The organism is uncultured Roseivirga sp. (assembly GCF_963973945.1).
Lineage (GTDB): Bacteria > Bacteroidota > Bacteroidia > Cytophagales > Cyclobacteriaceae > Roseivirga.
The window spans coordinates 343,475-360,255 of the sequence record NZ_CAXBBV010000001.1 but is presented as its reverse complement, the minus strand read 5'-3'; the positions used below and the strand labels follow the sequence as shown (position 1 = coordinate 360,255).

Below are 16,781 nucleotides of genomic sequence, written 5' to 3'. Positions count from 1 at the left end.
CTTAATGTAAAAGTATTAGTTTGGCTCCAATAAAGTAATTTCTTTCAGGAGCTGGCTGGAAGTAGCGGTTACCAAATGCGTTGAGGTCATTGCCCAAGCTGTAGTCTACATCAAAAATATTATTTACACCACCGAATACTTCCCACTGCGTTTTTTTCTTTTTCGGAATCTTATAGCTGTAATTCATATTCCAGAGGTTGTATGGCCTAGAGTAAACGGTATTGCTATCGTTTAGTGGAATAGCATCTGAGTAATGATAGCTTAGGTTAACATTTAGGTTATAAATGAAACTGGCGTTTACCTGCATATTCACTACATTTTGAGCCGTTCCAGGTAAGGCATTTCCAGAAAAATCATCACCATCATTAATATAGTTTTTATACTCAAAGGCATGAAAGGTGTAAGAGAGGGAAGTACTTAAGTTTTGCAAAGGCTGCTCTTCATTTTTAACCCATTGACCCAAAAGCTGAAATTCTAAGCCTTGCTGAATGTTTTTTCCTGCATTTCTGAAAAGCACTACCCCATCATTATTGGTGTAGGAGGAAATTGATTCTTTAAGGTCGAACCTGAAAATGGCCATATCGAATGATAGACGAGTATCAAGTAAATTGCCACGAACATTCCATTCATAATTAGTGCCTTTTTCTGGTTCAATATCACGGTTGATGCTGCCTTCGTTGGTTCTAACTTCTGTTGTAGTAGGGGGAGAAAAACCTTGTGAGACGCTAAAATGAACAGAGAGATCAGGGTTTATTTTTTTTGAAATTGCCAGCCTTGGCGACCATACCGTTTCAAATTTTTTGTTGAATTGTGTTGGGTTATTGTTCACTTTATCCACCAAGCGATTAATGTCATAGTTCAATGCATTTTGGCTGAGGCCTGCAGTAACAAAAAGGTCTCTCATAGGTTCAATTCGGAACGATCCAAAAACGATAGACTGCTTTGAAGTGATGTCATCCTCAAAATTAATAGTGTCGGCCTGCCCCATTACATTGCCAAAGTTCTTACCCAAGAAAGAAGACTTTTGAAATTCACCTCCAACTACAAAACTGGCAGGTTTTCCAGCAAAAATTACACTTCGACTCACTTCCATTCTTCCACCAAATATATCCTGTTCGTCTTGTTTATAGTCAAGAATAAAAGGGTTTTCAAAGTCCATTTTCGAACCAAAAATTGACACCTTTCCTTTCCATCCTTTTCCCCATTCTAGTTCTTGCCCTATTTTCATTAACCAATATTGATTGTCAATAGAAGCATTTTTTTCAGTACTTCCCGGCCTAGATTTCCTTCTGTTTTCGCTTCTTTGCAAAGGGTTTAGTGCGCCTGGTATTTCATAAAATAGATTTGAATAAAGCATTGAAATGGAGAGTGTCTGCTTGCTATTGGGAAAAAACAGCGCATCCATTTCGAGATTTCTTCTATCCATGGCATTGTGATCTCTGTAGCCGTCTGATTTCTGAATGTTAGCCTTTACGGTCAGACTGTTTTTGCTGCTCAGCTGATTGAAAATCATACCTGACTTTAACAGGCCATATGAACCCATGGCTGCTGACGCCTGAATGCTATTGTTCAAATCGCCCGGCACTGTACTTCTTAACTTTATTACACCGCCTGTTCCTGCACCATAAATACTGCTTGCAGGGCCTTTAATAATTTCAATTCCAGAAATATTATTGAGGTCTAGCAGGTTGATAAAGGTGTTTCCCCCTGGTTCGGTAAAGGGAATATCATTCCAATATACCTTTACATTACGCACACCAAAAGGAGAACGGACTGAACTGCCCCTAATAGAAATACGATAACTTGCTCCTGCTCTTTCTTCAAAACGAATACCAGGCACGGAGTTTATGGCTTGCACCAAAGAGCTTCGATCGAAACGTTGTAAATCTCTGAGTCCTAAGGTAGAAATTGCTCCGGCTTGTTCGCTTAAATCTCGGTTTTCTAAAAAGCCTTCTACCTCTACACTTTGTAAGTCGGTAGTGTTGGGTGTTAATGTCAAAGTTTTCCAAGAGTCTGCAATCACTTCAATTTCGAGTGTTTTAAAGCCTACATGGGTAATGTTCACTTTGCTGTTTTCGGAAATCTCTAAGATTACCATTCCCCGCTGATCGCTTACTTTTACTTGGTCAGTACCTAAAACATATACCAAAGCCCCTTCAATAGGTTCAGAATTAGAGCCTAGCAGTATCAAACCAGTCTGCGATTTAGCATAAAGGGCGATGCTCAAAAAACAGAGCATTAATATGGGTTGTTGTGATTTTCGAATAAATCCTGATTGCCGAATTGCTTGCATGCCTGCTGAGTAATTTTCCACACTCGAAGATCGGATTTTTTGCGGATTAGGGAACACTTCTGAACCTTGTTTTATGAGGTTTAGAGCTTACTTACTTCGAGATTGTGTAGGTAGTTTTTTCTTTGTCGATTTCTACTTCTGATAATATAAGCTGAGTGAGCGTATCACCGTATTCCATAATTTTATCGATGAGCCGCTGTAACTGTAGTCTGTCTTTTGCGATGATTTCAAGTTGAACATTTTGGCCGCCAGTTATTCTATAGGCTTTTTTAACTTCTGGGTAAGTGCCAACAACGCTTAGAAAAGACTTCAGTTTGCCATGGAAAACCTTCACAGAAATAAAGGCCTCAATATCGTAGCCGAGTAAACGGCTATTGATTTCTACTGTATAGTTAGAGATCACCCCTTTCTCTTCTAGCTTTTGTACTCGCTCTCTTGTGGCAGATGGAGAAAGGCCTACAAGTCTTCCGATTTCGGCAAATGAGAGTCTTGAATTTTTCTCTAAAACCTTCAGTATTTTTAAGTCTAAAGCATCAATCATTGAATCAACTGTTATTGGTTAATAAAACCATTCATAGAATCGAAATATCAAACTTAGGCAATTCAATCAATTTTAGAATGAAGCTATCTCAAAAGATCTTTGTAAGAAAAAGAAATATGAGAAAACTTAATCCATTTCACTTGGCTATTCCTGTGCAAAACTTAGCGCTATGCCGAGAATTTTATGGCCAAACTTTAGGTTGCGCTGAAGGAAGAAGCGCAGAAAAGTGGGTTGATTTCAATTTTTTTGGACATCAACTCGTCATTCACACAACTGCTAAAAACCATGGGGCAGACAACGCTCAATCTAATCCAGTAGATGGGCATGATGTTCCTGTTCCTCATTTTGGTGTAGTATTAGATTGGGGCGAATGGATGGATTTATCGGAGCGGTTAAAGAAAGAGAAAATACATTTCGTTATAGAACCCTACATCCGCTTTAAAGGCGAAGCCGGAGAACAGGCTACTATGTTTTTTCTGGACCCAGACGGAAACGCTTTAGAGTTTAAAGCATTTAAAGATATCGATCAGTTATTCGCCAAAGGTTAAGCTTGAGTTTTTAAACTCAATGGGTGTTTTGACTCAAAAGCAAAACGATTCAAGGTGGACGTTTGAAAGTAAAGTACAAATCTGATACATTTAATGACTAGTCACATGGTGTAAGTAAAGTTATGCCATGTGATACGTTTCCATTTTGAATCAATTTTGTATGAAAAAGGCTTACTCTATACTCGTTCTCCTAATTTTTGCAACGGCACTTCATGCCCAAAGCGATGTGTATTTTGCTTCAACTCCAAGCTTAAACCCTGATGGTTCCGAAATCATTTTTTCTTACGATAGTGATTTGTGGAAAGTGACTACGAATGGTGGTACGGCCACTAGAATTACTGCCATGGACGGAAATGAAAGTTATCCGCGCGTAAGCCCAGATGGCAAGTGGATTGCCTTTTCTTCGGAACAATACGGAAATACGGACATTTACATAATGCCTTATGGTGGAGGAGAAATTAAGCAACTTACTTTCAACTCTTCAAGCGACCAAATGGAAGCTTGGTCGTGGGACAGTAAAACCATTTACTTTCAATCGAGCAGATATAATAGTCGCTCAGCCTATTCGATAAGCATTGATGGAGGCACTCCAAAACGATTATTCGAACACTTCTTTAATTGGCCACATAACTTGACGATTCACCCAAATGGTGCTATTTATTTTAATGAAAGTTGGGAAAGCAGTAATCAAGTAGCGCGTAAGCGATATAAAGGAGCTTTCAATCCTGAAATCAAATCATATAATTCGAAGACTGGCGAATTTAAGGTACATACGAATTACGATGGTAAAGACATGTGGGCTACGATTGATCGCCAAGGCAACTTGTATTTTGTGTCGGATGAGCTGAATGAGCAATACAATTTATATACGTTGCAAAATGGAGCTAAAAGCAACCTTACCAGTTTTAACACTTCTATAAAAACACCTCAGGTAAATGCCAATGGAGGCAAAATAGTATTTGAAAGAGATTACCAATTATACGTTTACGATGTAGCGAGCAAGAAAAGTGAGAAGGTAAAGATTTCAATTTTCCAGAATTCAACATTGGCTCAAACTACCAATTTCAACACAAAGGGAAATGTATCGGCCTTTGATGTTTCCGCAGATGAAAAGAAAATGGCCTTTGTTTCTAGAGGGGAACTCTTTGTTTCAGATATCAGCGGAAAATTCATCAAGCAAATAAAGACCAACCCGAAAGAAAGGGTGATTGAGGTGAAATGGCTTAAGGATAATCAAACTTTACTGTACACTCAAACGGTGAAGGGATACACGAACCTTTTTACCATAGATGCTTCGGATGACCAAGCCAAAGAAAAGAAGCTAACGCAAGACGACCAATCTGATAGAAACTTAGAAATGAATAATGAGAGAACGCAGGCGGTTTATTTCAGTGGAATAAACGAAGTGCGTTTGCTTGATTTAGGCACTTTGAAGAGCGAAACTATTGCGAATGAAGAACTTTGGGGTCTTTATAATTCACAACCAAGGTTTTCTCCTGATGGTCAATACATTGCTTTCAATGTGAAAAATGATTTTGAAGATGACATCTATATCTATCACCTTCCTACAAAAAAATTAACCAATTATACTCAAACTGGCGTAACCGAATCGAGCCCATTTTGGGGGCCAGATGGCAAATACCTCTACTTTGTTTCCAACCGAACCAAGCCGAGTTATCCATTTGGTTTGGAAGATGGAAGGGTGTATCGAGTGCCGCTTTCTCGTCAGGAAGAGGGCTTTAAATCTGATAAGCTAGACGAAGTTTTTGAAAAAGACAAGAAGAGCGATAGCAGTAAAGTGGCGGTTAAGATTGATTTCGATCAAAACTGGCTACGAAACTTGGAGCGCATTAGCCCCAATTTCGGAACGCAAAGCAATCCCAATGTCATCAAGTCTGGCGATAAAACTTATGTGATTTACTCTTCCAATCACGATGAAAACCAACGCGGTCTTTGGATGACTACCCTTGAGGATTTTGAAAGGAATAAAACGGAGAAAATAGCGGGTTCGAATAGAGCCAGCAGCGAAATTCTAGCAGTGAAAAAGAACCACTATTTAATCAATGGCGGCTCTATCAGCAAACTGAATTTGAGTCAAAACAAGCTTACAGACATTGAAACAGATTTCACTTTCAGAAAATCTTTGAGAAACGAATTTGACCAGATGTATGATGAAACCTGGGCTGGTATTGAGGAGAATTTTTACAATGAAACTTTTCATGGAGCCGACTGGGCTAAGCTTAAAACCCAATATGCTCAATTTCTTCCCCATGTAAAAAGTAGAGCAGAATTACGCGTGCTCCTCAATGATTTATTGGGTGAATTGAACTCTTCTCACATGGGTTTCAACTCTGGCGGAGGTGAAGAGCGCACCTATTACAATACTCAGAGCTTAAACCTAGGCGTACTTTTCTCTAATGAGAATCCGTATGAAATAGCCAAGGTGGTAAGCGAAGGCCCTTCAGATTATTCAGATAAAAACATCAGAAAGGGGGATGTGATTACCTCGATCAACGGAGAAGCTATTAACCCTAAAATGAATCGGGAATATTACCTTTCTAAGCCTTCTGTAGATGAAGAAATTACCTTGGGTATAAAAAGAGGGAAGGAAGAATTAGAAGTAAAGGTACATCCATCGAGCATGGGTGCGCTTAGAAATAACCTGTATGACGAATGGATAGACGACAACCAAAAACGTGTGGATGAAGCCACAAAAGATCAAGTGGCGTATGTACATATGAAAAATATGAGTACGGGTTCGCTTGAGGATTTCTTGATAGAAATGACATCTGAAGGCTATAATCGTGATGGACTTATTTTGGATTTGAGATATAATACGGGCGGAAACGTTCATGACGAAGTGCTTAAATTCCTTTCTCAAAAGCCTTATTTGAAATGGAAATTCCGTGAAGGAAAGCTTACCACTCAGGCCAATTTTGGCGCTGGTGCTAAACCAATGGTTTTGCTTATTAATGAACAATCTTTGAGCGATGCGGAAATGACAGCGGCTGGCTTTAAAGAATTGGGTTTGGGTAAAATTATTGGTACGGAAACCTATCGCTGGATTATATTCACGAGCTCAGCAAGGCTAGTGGATGGCTCTTCTTATCGACTTCCATCTTGGGGCTGCTATACCATGGACGGCCAAAACTTGGAAAGCGAAGGGGTAAGCCCAGATATTTTGGTGAATATGAATTTTAAAGATCGCCTTACAGGTAAAGACCCACAATTGGATCGTGCGATTGAAGAAGTGATGAAGCAAATCAAGAACTAATGAAATCTTTTAAGCTCTTTGATTCAAAGCATGAGTTAATGGAGAGAGTGGGAGAAGATGGGCGGAGTATTGTTAGAATTGGAGAAAAAAAGATTTGCTTAGTTTTAAATCAAGGAGAATTCCATGCCTTTGACCATCTTTGTCCACACAATCAACACTCTTTATTAGAAGGGGCTATCAATTATAAAAATGAAGTGGTTTGCCCGCTTCACGCATATCGTTTTAGTTTGAAAGACGGAAGCGAATGTGAGCAGCGAACAAGGCCATTGAAAATCCATTCTATAAAAATTGAAAACGATGGTGTTTTTTTGCTAGTGAAAGATTGATTTCACGATTAAAAACTAATTCACTAATATTAGTACAATTTTGGCAGGCTCATCCTATATTTTACAACCCATTAGTACCCAAAAGCGGGTAATGTCTCTAGATATTTTGAGAGGTACTGCTGTGCTCGGAATATTGCTAATGAGTATTCAGAGCTTCTCAATGCCATCTTCTGCCTATTTCCATCCTCTTTCTTACGAGAATTTAGAAGGGCTTAATTTATATGCTTGGCTTTTTAGTCATGTGTTTGCCAGTGAAAAATTTATGGCCATTCTGGCCATGCTTTTTGGTGCGGGTATAATAATGATTTCTCAAAAAGCGAGAAAGGAACACATGAGGTCTAGTGGCTTACAGTACCGCAGGCTTTTTGTGCTATTCCTGATCGGAATTTTTCATGCATACCTTCTTTGGTATGGAGACCTTCTAGTGGCCTTTTCAATTTGTGGCTTTTTTATGTTTGCTTTTAGGAGTAAGAGTAAGGCCTATCTTTTTAGAGCTGGTATCATCTTTTTAGTGCTTGGGTCGGCTTTAAAGCTTCTTCTTGCTTATAGTATTCCTTTATGGGAGCAGGGACAATTTCAACTGTTGGAGTCGGAGCTATGGAGTCCGAGCAGAGAAGAAATTAATTATGAAATTGGCCATTATACTGATACATGGGAACGACAGATGTTGGTGAGAGTTCCTGCGGCATTTAATATGCAAACCAAAGTTTTTCTTTCAGAAATATTTTGGAGAGTGAGTGGTTTAATGCTATTGGGAATGGCCTTTTATAAGAAAGGAGTTTTCACAGCCAAGCAGTCTAAAAAATACCTATCGAAAATGGGTATTTATGGAATGGGGTTAGGCTTACCGCTGGTTGTAGGGGGCGTTCTTCTCAATTTCCATAATCGCTGGGATTTCGAAATGAGTTACTTTTACTTCTCTCAATTTAATTATTGGGGAAGCGTTTTAATGGCGCTCGGTTACATTGGCCTCATCGTACTTTTTTGCAAGTTTTCAACCAGAAGCCTTATTGCCCGAAGCTTATCTTATGTTGGGCGAATGAGCCTAACTACCTACCTAATGCAGTCCGTAATTTGCACCTATGTGTTTTACGGCCATGGTTTCGGACTTTTTGGAGATTTAGACCGCTCTGCCCAAGTGGTAGCCGTACTTCTACTTTGGGTCTTCCAGATTGCCTTCTCCACCATTTGGCTCCACTACTTTAATTTTGGCCCATTTGAATGGATTTGGCGCTCGATTAGTTACGGAGAGCTACAGCGAATAAAGAAGGAGAATTAAATAGCTGATTGAGAATCAATTAGTTCATCTTGAGTATTGGATTTTACAGCAAAGTTGAATCCTTTATGTATGCCGTAAGCCCCGTACTCACCAGTTTTACTTAAAGCCAAAAAGCCAACCTGTAGATCTTTGTAGTTATTCGGATATTTTCTGATGATTCTGTCTACAGCCTCTTTGCAAGCCTCTTGCGGGGGGTAACCTTGGCGCATGAGTTCAACAATCATATGAGACCCACAAATCTTAATCACGAATTCCCCTAAACCAGTAGCAGTGGCAGCGCCAATCTCGTTGTCCACATAAAGTCCTGCTCCTATAATGGGAGAGTCCCCCACACGACCGTGCATTTTCCAAGCCGCACCACTTGTGGTACAAGCTCCAGAAAGATCACCATCGGCATCTAAAGCAAGCATTCCAATGGTGTCGTGGTTTTCAACATTGATTTTAGGTTTGTAGTCCTGGTTTTTAAGCCAGTTCTTCCATGCCTTTTCTGCATTTGGTGTAAGTAGATTTTCCTCTTTAAAACCCTTTTCTAAGGCAAACCGCTTAGCGCCTTCACCCACTAACATTACATGAGGCGTATCGTCCATTACCTTTCTTGCAACAGAAATTGGGTGCATAAAATCTTGTAAGAAAGCCACAGAACCGCAGTTCTCATTATGATCCATAATACAAGCATCGAGCGTTACTATGCCATCGCGATCTGGAAAACCACCAATGCCCACAGTGGCATTATTCGGATCTGCTTCGGTGATTCTTACCCCTTGTTCCACGGCATCAACCGATTTTCCACCTTTAGATAGAACTTCCCAAGCGCCTACATTGGCCTGCATTCCGTGGTTCCAAGTAGAAATAACAATTGGTTTCTGGCCTGCCTTAGCGGGGGTAGCGCAAGCCAAAGTAGATAGACTTCCAGTAGTAACGGCCAAGCCACCTAATATGCCCGACTTGATGAATTTTCTGCGATTGCTCATGTTAAAAATTTTAGGAAGTTAAAAAAATGTACCGACCTGTTATATACCTTTTGACATTGATTTTATATTTGGTTGAATCTCAATATCTTCCTGAATGAAAAAAGTTCTATTGTTTTTTAGCGTTTTGGCCATTGTTGCCTCTTCATGCCAATCTAATTCTTATGAGGATTTAGCCCTTAGTCAAATAGCAATTGTACCTCAACCGCAAAGTATAGAAACCACTGAAAATGGAACAATGGTGATTTCTTCTGGTCTCACGATTGTAGCAGTGAAAGAAGAAGAACTGAAAATTGCCAACTATTTGAAAGACTATTTTGCTGAAATTAATTGGACGGTGAAAGTAAAGGAAGATGCACCAAGCTCCAATTTCATTAGTATTCAACAGAAGTCTATTGGGTCAGATAACATAGAGGCCTATGTGTTGAGTATTTCTCAAAAAGGAATTCAAATAGAAGCAGCCAATGGAAAAGGCTTATTTTATGCCGTTCAATCATTAATTCAAATGCTGCCCCTCGATGGAGAAGCTGTAAAACTTCCTGTAATGAAAATTAAGGACGAGCCCCGTTTTGCATACCGTGGAATGCATTTAGACGTAGCCCGACATTTCTTCCCCGTAGAGTTCGTGAAAAAGTATTTGGACATGATGGCCTTTTACAAAATGAACAATTTTCATTGGCACCTTACCGAAGATCAAGGCTGGAGAATTGAGATCAAGAAATACCCTAAACTTACCGAGGTGGGTAGCGTGCGTAAAGAAACCATGGTAGAAAAAAACTTCAACCCATATGTGGGTGATGGTATTCCCCATGGCGGTTTTTACACCCAAGAAGAAGTAAAAGAAATTGTGGCTTACGCCATGGAAAGACAAATCAATGTAATTCCTGAAATAGAAATGCCAGGCCATAGTTTAGCCGCGTTGGCTGCCTACCCTGAGCTGGGCTGTACACCTGGCCCTTTTGAAGTAGGCACTATTTGGGGTGTTAATAAAAACATCTACTGTCCAAGTGAAGAAACCTTTACGTTCTTAGAAAATGTGCTTTCAGAGGTTGTAGAACTTTTCCCTGGTCAGTACATCCACATTGGTGGCGATGAAGCTCCGAAAGACCGCTGGAAAGAAAGCGCAGTAGCGCAAGCCGTGATAAAACGTGAAGGCTTAAAAGACGAGTTTGAGTTACAGAGCTATTTCATCAGAAGAATTGAAAAGTTTCTAATCAGTAAGGGCAAAAAGCTCATTGGTTGGGATGAAATTTTAGAAGGAGGTTTAGCGCCTGAGGCCACAGTAATGTCGTGGAGAGGTGAAGCCGGAGGTATTGAGGCAGCAGAGCAAGGCCATGACGTAATTATGACACCAAACAGTGTCGCCTACTTCGATCATTATCAGGCGGGTCCAGAGGGAGAACCTTTGGCCATAGGTGGTTTTACTACGCTTCAAGATGTATATGATTACGAGCCAATTCCAGAGGAGCTTTCTAAAGAAAATCAAAAACATGTTTTGGGTGCTCAGGCCAATGTTTGGACAGAGTACATGAAAACCACTGATTATGTAGAATACATGGTTTTCCCTCGAATGCTTGCCTTATCTGAAACAGTTTGGTCGCAGCCAGAAGTGAAAGATTGGGCTCGTTTTCAAGAAAAACTAAACTGGCAAATGCAATTGCTCGATGCCCGAAATGTAAACTACCACAAATCAAATTAAGATTGTTTAATTTGGTTTAAGGCAGAAATAGCATCCAATGCCTTAATTTTAAGGAATGAAAAGAAAGGTTTTATCGAATGGGATTTTAGGCTTAATGCTCTTGGCATTAGGCTTTACTGCTTGCGACCAAAGGAATGATGAAGATAAATTTCAGGCTGAAATTCGCTATTTCATTCTAGAGCATTTGGAGAATGACATCGCCTATACCCCAGTTCGTTTTCAACGTATCGACAATAATTTCCTGTCGTCTGATGTAAAACTAATGACTTCCGTTCTCGCTATTCAAGATACGGTTAGGACGAAGATGAACTTGGCACTAGACTATTCCGTAGTATTTGAAAGTCCTGTGATCACCGCATTTCTTGGTATGGAAAACAACTTTGAAATCGATTTGATTGATGAGTTAATTCTGGAGAATGTCAAGTTAGACAGTGCACTTAAATCCAAGCTCAAGCACAAGTCACTTCCCGAAAACTATCGTGCGCAGCAGCAGCTTTTCAACGATCAGCTTTTTGCTATTAATAATGCTTTGAGCCACTTTAACCTTTCGGCTTATCATATCGACCTCAGCGGAAAAGCATCTACTTTTTATTTACACGAATACCAGCTTAATCAAGAGCAAAGCATCACCACGGTTTTTGAATTGAATACCGAGAGTTTAGAGGTGCTTTCTTTTAAAGATATTATATGAGTTTAATCGGAAACATAATCTGGATTGTATTTGGTGGTTGGATGATCGCCTTGGAGTACATTATTGGCGGCATTGCCTTATGTCTCACTATTGTAGGAATTCCATTTGGGATTCAGTGCTTTAAACTGGCCATTGTAGGTTTTGCACCTTTTGGGCAACGAATTGAAGGGGGCAGAACGCTTACCGGTTGCCTTTCACTTCCCTTGAACATTATTTGGTTTATTTTTGGTGGCTTCTGGGTCTTCCTTACCCACTTGGCTTGGGGGCTAATCTTCTGCATCACCATCATAGGAATTCCGTTTGGCTTGCAGCATTTTAAACTGGCAGGTTTGGCTCTTGCTCCGTTTGGGAGGGGGATTTGATTTCTATTATTATTTTTTAATAGATTTAGAAAAATGCGTTTCTTCGTGAATTATTCATTTTTTTGGAATTAAATGGCAAAATTCATATCTGGTAAAGAGCTTGTTGAAGCAGTAGACGAAATCATTTACTCAGCCAAGTCAAGGCTTTTAATTATATCACCCTACATTCGGCTTGATGAGCATTTCAAAGACCTCTTTAAAAGTCATAAAAGTAATGCTGATGTTGAAATTATAATTGGTTTCGGTAAAAATGAAGAGAATGTATCAAGAAGCCTGAACCATTCTGATTTTGAATTTTTCAAAGACTTTCCCAACATAGGCATCGTGTATATCCCTAACCTCCATGCTAAATATTATTCAAATGAAAAGGTTGGGCTTGTAACCAGCATAAACCTTCTAGACTCATCTTTTCGGAACAATATAGAATACGGTGTTCTAGGTGAGCCTAATCTATTAGGAAATGGTGATAAATTTGATTTAGCTGCATTCGATTATAGTAGTAAAATTCTTAAAGATGGTTATGCAGTTTTTGCCAGAAAGCCCAACTTTAAAAAGAAATTATTTGGTCTTGCAAAGGATTATGTAGGATCAACAACAGAATGGGATATCATCGATGATTTAATCTATAATCGAAGACTTGAACCGCATAATATTTTCGAATTCTTGGATAAAGAAAAGTTCGTGAAGTTTGACCAATCTCCAAGACCTAAAAGGCAAATTCAAGAAGATCAGTTTAATGTTCAAAAGTTTAAGAATAGAATAGATGAACATGTTGGCCACTGCATAAGATGTAATTCAGAAATAAACTACAGTGTTGATAAGCCATATTGTTACAGCTGCTATCAAATATGGGCTAATTATGGCAATTATGATTATCAAGAAAACTTTTGTCATTCTTGTGGTAAAGACGAAAGAACAAGTATGGAGAAGCCTGAATGTTATTCATGTTATTTGTCTTAAATGTCTTGATTATTACTAATTTCATTGAATGCTTCTCTACCCCATACAGCCAAAAGACGCCCTTAACCAAGCTTACCGAAAAGTAAAGCCTTTCAGGAATGATGTTGATGCGTTTAGACAAAACCTGCTCTACTTAATCAGTCAGGTAGATGATGCTAAAGACGAGGAAAACCACAAAACCGAAATGAGGGATTTCCTCAAAAAGACCTATTTCGGGGAAGATTACTACTTTAATGTAAAGCAAAATTTTGACTGGGCCATTTTCAATGGCCCTAAAAGCAGCGATTCGGTTGGGGTAATTATTGAAGCGAAAAGACCCACCAATAAGGCCGAAATGGTGACCAAAGACAACCTGAACCGCAAGGCTTTTCATGAGCTGATTTTATACTACTTGCGTGAACGGATTACTGCGAAAAACCTTGAAGTTCGGCACCTTATCATTACCAATATTCACGAGTGGTTTATTTTCGATGCACAGGTTTTCGAAAAGCTGTTCGCCCAAAATAAGGGCTTTGTTAGGCAGTTCGAACAATTTGAAAGCAAGCAACTTTCTGCTTCCAATACCTCTGTTTTCTATAACGACATTGCCAAACCATTTTTAGATAAACTCGAAAGCGAAATTGTTTTCACCCATTTCGATTTAAAGGATTATGAAACTGTTCTAAAGAAAGGCGATGGTGAAAGCAACCGCAAGCTCATTGCGCTCTACAAAATCTTCTCTCCAGAACATCTGCTTAAGCTCAATTTTGCCAACGATAGCAATAGCCTCAACAGAACATTTTATAAAGAGCTCCTCCACATTATTGGACTAGAAGACAAGAAGGAAAAGGGAAAACACATTATTCAGCGAAAGGAAAAAGGCAAAAGAGATCCTGCTTCGTTGTTAGAAAACACCATCAAACAACTAGATAAGCGAGACCTCATTTACCAAGTAGAGAATCCTACACAGCATGGTGCCAGCAAAGAAGATCAATTATTTGGTGTTGGCCTAGAATTGGTGATTACTTGGATAAACCGAGTGCTTTTTCTCAAGCTACTCGAAGCACAACTAATCAGCTACAACAAAGACAAGGCTTTTGCATTTCTCAGTACTTCCATGATCCATGACTATGATGATCTGGATGATCTTTTCTTTGGAGTACTGGCCAAAAGACCAGAGGATCGCGATGAGGAAAACCACAAAAAATTCGGCCATGTGCCCTACCTCAATAGCTCTTTGTTCGAATCTACCACTCTCGAGAGCTCAACCCTTTTTGTTGGTTTGCTTAGGGATGAGCGCCAACTTCCGCTGCTTGGTCAAACAGTATTGAAAGACAGCAACGGCAAAAAAAGAAGTGGTGAATTAAGCACGCTAGAATACCTCTTTAGCTTTCTCGATGCTTATGACTTCAGTTCAGAAAATGGCGAAGGTATTCAGGAAGAAAAGAAAACGCTCATCAATGCTTCGGTGCTGGGGCTCATCTTCGAGAAGATTAATGGCTACAAAGACGGCTCTTTCTTTACGCCTGGTTTTATTACCATGTACATGTGCCGCCAAACCATTAGAAAGGCGGTGTTACAAAAATTTAAGGATGAATTTAGCATTGAAGCCGATGATATTGATGACCTCTACAGTCAGCTGGACAGAAAGAAAAAGCCAGCCTACAATGCGGCCATCAACAGCCTAAAAATCTGTGACCCAGCAGTAGGTTCGGGTCACTTTTTAGTTTCGGCTTTAAATGAATTGATCGCCATTAAAAGCGAATTGGAAATACTGATTGACAAAGAAGGCAAGCCTTTGCGCGACTGTACTTTTGATGTAATTAACGATGAGCTGATTATAAAGCTAGACGATGAGCTTTTTGAATACAACCCAAAGAACCCAACCAGTCAGCGCATTCAGGAAACCATTTTTCATGAAAAGCAGAGCATTATTGAAAACTGCCTCTTTGGGGTAGACATTAACCCGAACTCTGTAAAAATTTGCCGCCTTAGGCTTTGGATTGAGCTGTTAAAGCATGCATACTATCGTCAAAATATTGAGCCCTCCAAGGGTTTAGAACCCTTGGAGGGTTATGATAAAATAGGGAGTTGTGCAACTTTGGAAACCCTCCCAAACATCGATATCAACATTAAGTGTGGTAACTCACTGATTAGCCGCTTTGGGCTAGATGAAGACCTGAGCGGAATTCTTAAATCGGTAAAATGGAATATTGAGGTTTATAAAGGCTTTGTGCTAGACTATAAACATGCCAGCAGCAAGGAAGAAAAGAAAGGGTTGGAACAACTAATCGGCCAGATAAAAAAAGACTTCCGTAGCGAGATTGCCAAAAATGATAAAAAGATGATCCGCAAAAACCGGCTGGGCGGAGAACTCTTTAACCTTACCCAAGAAAGCCTCTTTGAAGAAAGCGCTGCCCAAAAGAAAAAGCGCCAAACAGAGATTGCCAAAAAGGAAAAGGAACTCAACAAGCTTTCTACAGAAATTAAAGAAATTGAAAGCAATAAGATTTTCGAAAACGCCTTTGAGTGGCGCTTCGAGTTCCCTGAAGTGCTAAACCATGATGGCGATTTTCTGGGCTTCGATGTGGTGATTGGAAATCCGCCCTACATTAGGCAAGAGGCTTTTTCTGCCGATAAACCCTATTTACAGCAACATTACCAAACCGCAGCAGGCACGGCCGATCTCTTTGTGTATTTTGTGGAAAGGGGAATGAACGTATTGGCACAAAACGGCCAGTTCATATACATTTTGCCGAACAAATGGATGCGGGCGGGCTATGGTAAAAACCTGCGCAATTGGGTGGGGCAGTTTTCCATCGAATCTATTGTAGACTTTGGCGATTTACCCGTTTTTGAAGAAGCCACCACCTACCCTTGCATTTGGCATATGAGCAAAACCGCCAATGCCGAACCCAACTTTAAAGCTACTGCAATTGAATCACTAGATTTTGAACTGTCTTTAGGCGAATATGTAAGGCAAAACCAGTTTGAGGTTAACCAAAGCCTATTGCCAGAAAACGGCTGGACGCTTGTGAACGATAAAGTTCAGCGCCTTTTAGAAAAAATAAAAAACCAAGGAACGCCACTTGGCGAATATGTAGAGGGTAAAATTTACAGAGGTGTATTAACTGGTTATAATGAAGCCTTTGTTATTGATGAGGCTACCAAAAACCAACTGATTGAAGAAGACCCCAAAAGTGCCGAAATCATTAAACCGTTTTTGGCTGGCCGAGACATTAAACGATATCAGCAACCCAAGAGTGATAAGTATTTGATTTTTACCCGAAGGGGAATTGACATTGACAATTATCCAGCAGTTTTAAAATATCTCAGTCAATACAAAACAAGTCTTGAACCAAAGCCTAAAGACTATAAAGGTGATTGGTCAGGAAGAAAACCCGGTAGCTACAAATGGTATGAAATTCAAGATGCTGTGGATTATTATGAAGAATTTGAGAAGCCGAAGATTATTTACCCCAATATTTGCAAGCAGCCTGAGTTTCTCATGGATGATTCTTTTCAATACACTAATCAGAAGTGTTTTATTATTCCCAATGGCTCTGAGTTTCTTTTAGGAATACTAAATAGCTCCGTTACATTCTTTTTATTTAGAAACATACTACCAATGCTAAGAGGAGGGTTTTATGAACCAAGTTTCGTCTACTTCAAAGACTTTCCAATTCCAGACTCTACAAGTTCTGAGATCGAAACCAAAGTCGAGCAAATCCTTTCGCTTAAAAAGGACAACCCACAGGCCGATACTTCGGCCTTAGAGCGCGAAATTGATTTGATGGTGTATGAACTGTATGGGCTAAGCGAGGAGGAGATTGAGATTGTGGAGAATTCTTAAATTAACAA

12 protein-coding genes are annotated in these 16,781 nt (G+C 39.7%); 9 read left to right on the top strand and 3 right to left on the bottom strand.

What is annotated here, in order from left to right; all coding sequences use genetic code 11:
• Position 1: 1 nt before the first annotated feature.
• On the bottom strand, positions 2 to 2,293 hold the full coding sequence (locus tag AAC026_RS01695; RefSeq protein ID WP_339694503.1) for a TonB-dependent receptor: 2,292 nt from the start codon (positions 2,291 to 2,293) through the stop codon (positions 2 to 4).
• A 91-nt stretch (positions 2,294 to 2,384) separates the two neighbouring features.
• Entirely contained in the window at positions 2,385 to 2,834 is a 450-nt protein-coding gene (locus AAC026_RS01690; RefSeq protein ID WP_339606128.1) for an Lrp/AsnC family transcriptional regulator, read from the bottom strand.
• 116 nt (positions 2,835 to 2,950) lie between these two features.
• On the opposite strand from AAC026_RS01690, the gene AAC026_RS01685 reads away from it, so the two are divergent.
• The 4 genes from AAC026_RS01685 to AAC026_RS01670 all read left to right on the top strand — a co-directional run bounded on the left by AAC026_RS01685 (position 2,951) and on the right by AAC026_RS01670 (position 8,261).
• Positions 2,951 to 3,382, top strand: a complete 432-nt coding sequence (locus AAC026_RS01685) for a VOC family protein (RefSeq protein WP_339606129.1) — start codon at positions 2,951 to 2,953, stop codon at positions 3,380 to 3,382.
• Positions 3,383 to 3,542: 160 nt separating this feature from the next.
• Positions 3,543 to 6,656, top strand: coding sequence for a S41 family peptidase (locus AAC026_RS01680; protein ID WP_339694500.1), 3,114 nt, complete (start codon positions 3,543 to 3,545; stop codon positions 6,654 to 6,656).
• A complete protein-coding gene (locus tag AAC026_RS01675; RefSeq protein WP_339694499.1) occupies positions 6,656 to 6,982 on the top strand; it encodes a Rieske 2Fe-2S domain-containing protein in 327 nt (108 codons plus the stop codon). The genes AAC026_RS01680 and AAC026_RS01675 overlap by 1 nt, the downstream gene beginning before the upstream one ends.
• A 91-nt stretch (positions 6,983 to 7,073) precedes the next feature.
• Entirely contained in the window at positions 7,074 to 8,261 is a 1,188-nt protein-coding gene (locus AAC026_RS01670; RefSeq protein WP_339694496.1) for a DUF418 domain-containing protein, read from the top strand.
• On the opposite strand, the gene AAC026_RS01665 is transcribed toward AAC026_RS01670, so the two are convergent.
• Complete coding sequence (locus AAC026_RS01665; protein WP_339694494.1) at positions 8,258 to 9,232, bottom strand: N(4)-(beta-N-acetylglucosaminyl)-L-asparaginase; 975 nt, start codon at positions 9,230 to 9,232, stop codon at positions 8,258 to 8,260. The two genes, AAC026_RS01670 and AAC026_RS01665, sit on opposite strands and share 4 nt — an antisense overlap.
• 94 nt (positions 9,233 to 9,326) lie before the next feature.
• Between AAC026_RS01665 and AAC026_RS01660 the strand changes: the two genes are divergently transcribed.
• The 5 genes from AAC026_RS01660 (at position 9,327) to AAC026_RS01640 (ending at position 16,773) form a co-directional block, all read left to right on the top strand.
• Positions 9,327 to 10,928 carry a beta-N-acetylhexosaminidase gene (locus AAC026_RS01660; protein ID WP_339694491.1) on the top strand — a complete coding sequence of 534 codons (1,602 nt, stop codon included), beginning with the start codon at positions 9,327 to 9,329 and terminating at the stop codon, positions 10,926 to 10,928.
• A gap of 55 nt (positions 10,929 to 10,983) precedes the next feature.
• Positions 10,984 to 11,619 carry a hypothetical protein gene (locus AAC026_RS01655; RefSeq protein ID WP_339694488.1) on the top strand — a complete coding sequence of 212 codons (636 nt, stop codon included), beginning with the start codon at positions 10,984 to 10,986 and terminating at the stop codon, positions 11,617 to 11,619.
• Complete coding sequence (locus AAC026_RS01650; protein ID WP_339694485.1) at positions 11,616 to 11,981, top strand: YccF domain-containing protein; 366 nt, start codon at positions 11,616 to 11,618, stop codon at positions 11,979 to 11,981. The genes AAC026_RS01655 and AAC026_RS01650 overlap by 4 nt, the downstream gene beginning before the upstream one ends.
• A gap of 72 nt (positions 11,982 to 12,053) precedes the next feature.
• On the top strand, positions 12,054 to 12,941 hold the full coding sequence (locus AAC026_RS01645; protein WP_339694483.1) for a phospholipase D family protein: 888 nt from the start codon (positions 12,054 to 12,056) through the stop codon (positions 12,939 to 12,941).
• Positions 12,942 to 12,969: 28 nt separating this feature from the next.
• On the top strand, positions 12,970 to 16,773 hold the full coding sequence (locus AAC026_RS01640; RefSeq protein WP_339694481.1) for a TaqI-like C-terminal specificity domain-containing protein: 3,804 nt from the start codon (positions 12,970 to 12,972) through the stop codon (positions 16,771 to 16,773).
• Positions 16,774 to 16,781: the final 8 nt, after the last annotated feature.

Bases quoted from the DNA above. Each gene is read 5' to 3' on its own strand.
- AAC026_RS01695 (WP_339694503.1), bottom strand. From the start codon at position 2,293: ATGCAAGCAATTCGGCAATCAGGATTTATTCGAAAATCACAACAACCC.
- AAC026_RS01690 (WP_339606128.1), bottom strand. From the start codon at position 2,834: ATGATTGATGCTTTAGACTTAAAAATACTGAAGGTTTTAGAGAAAAAT.
- AAC026_RS01685 (WP_339606129.1), top strand. From the start codon at position 2,951: ATGAGAAAACTTAATCCATTTCACTTGGCTATTCCTGTGCAAAACTTA.
- AAC026_RS01680 (WP_339694500.1), top strand. From the start codon at position 3,543: ATGAAAAAGGCTTACTCTATACTCGTTCTCCTAATTTTTGCAACGGCA.
- AAC026_RS01675 (WP_339694499.1), top strand. From the start codon at position 6,656: ATGAAATCTTTTAAGCTCTTTGATTCAAAGCATGAGTTAATGGAGAGA.
- AAC026_RS01670 (WP_339694496.1), top strand. From the start codon at position 7,074: ATGTCTCTAGATATTTTGAGAGGTACTGCTGTGCTCGGAATATTGCTA.
- AAC026_RS01665 (WP_339694494.1), bottom strand. From the start codon at position 9,232: ATGAGCAATCGCAGAAAATTCATCAAGTCGGGCATATTAGGTGGCTTG.
- AAC026_RS01660 (WP_339694491.1), top strand. From the start codon at position 9,327: ATGAAAAAAGTTCTATTGTTTTTTAGCGTTTTGGCCATTGTTGCCTCT.
- AAC026_RS01655 (WP_339694488.1), top strand. From the start codon at position 10,984: ATGAAAAGAAAGGTTTTATCGAATGGGATTTTAGGCTTAATGCTCTTG.
- AAC026_RS01650 (WP_339694485.1), top strand. From the start codon at position 11,616: ATGAGTTTAATCGGAAACATAATCTGGATTGTATTTGGTGGTTGGATG.
- AAC026_RS01645 (WP_339694483.1), top strand. From the start codon at position 12,054: ATGGCAAAATTCATATCTGGTAAAGAGCTTGTTGAAGCAGTAGACGAA.
- AAC026_RS01640 (WP_339694481.1), top strand. From the start codon at position 12,970: ATGCTTCTCTACCCCATACAGCCAAAAGACGCCCTTAACCAAGCTTAC.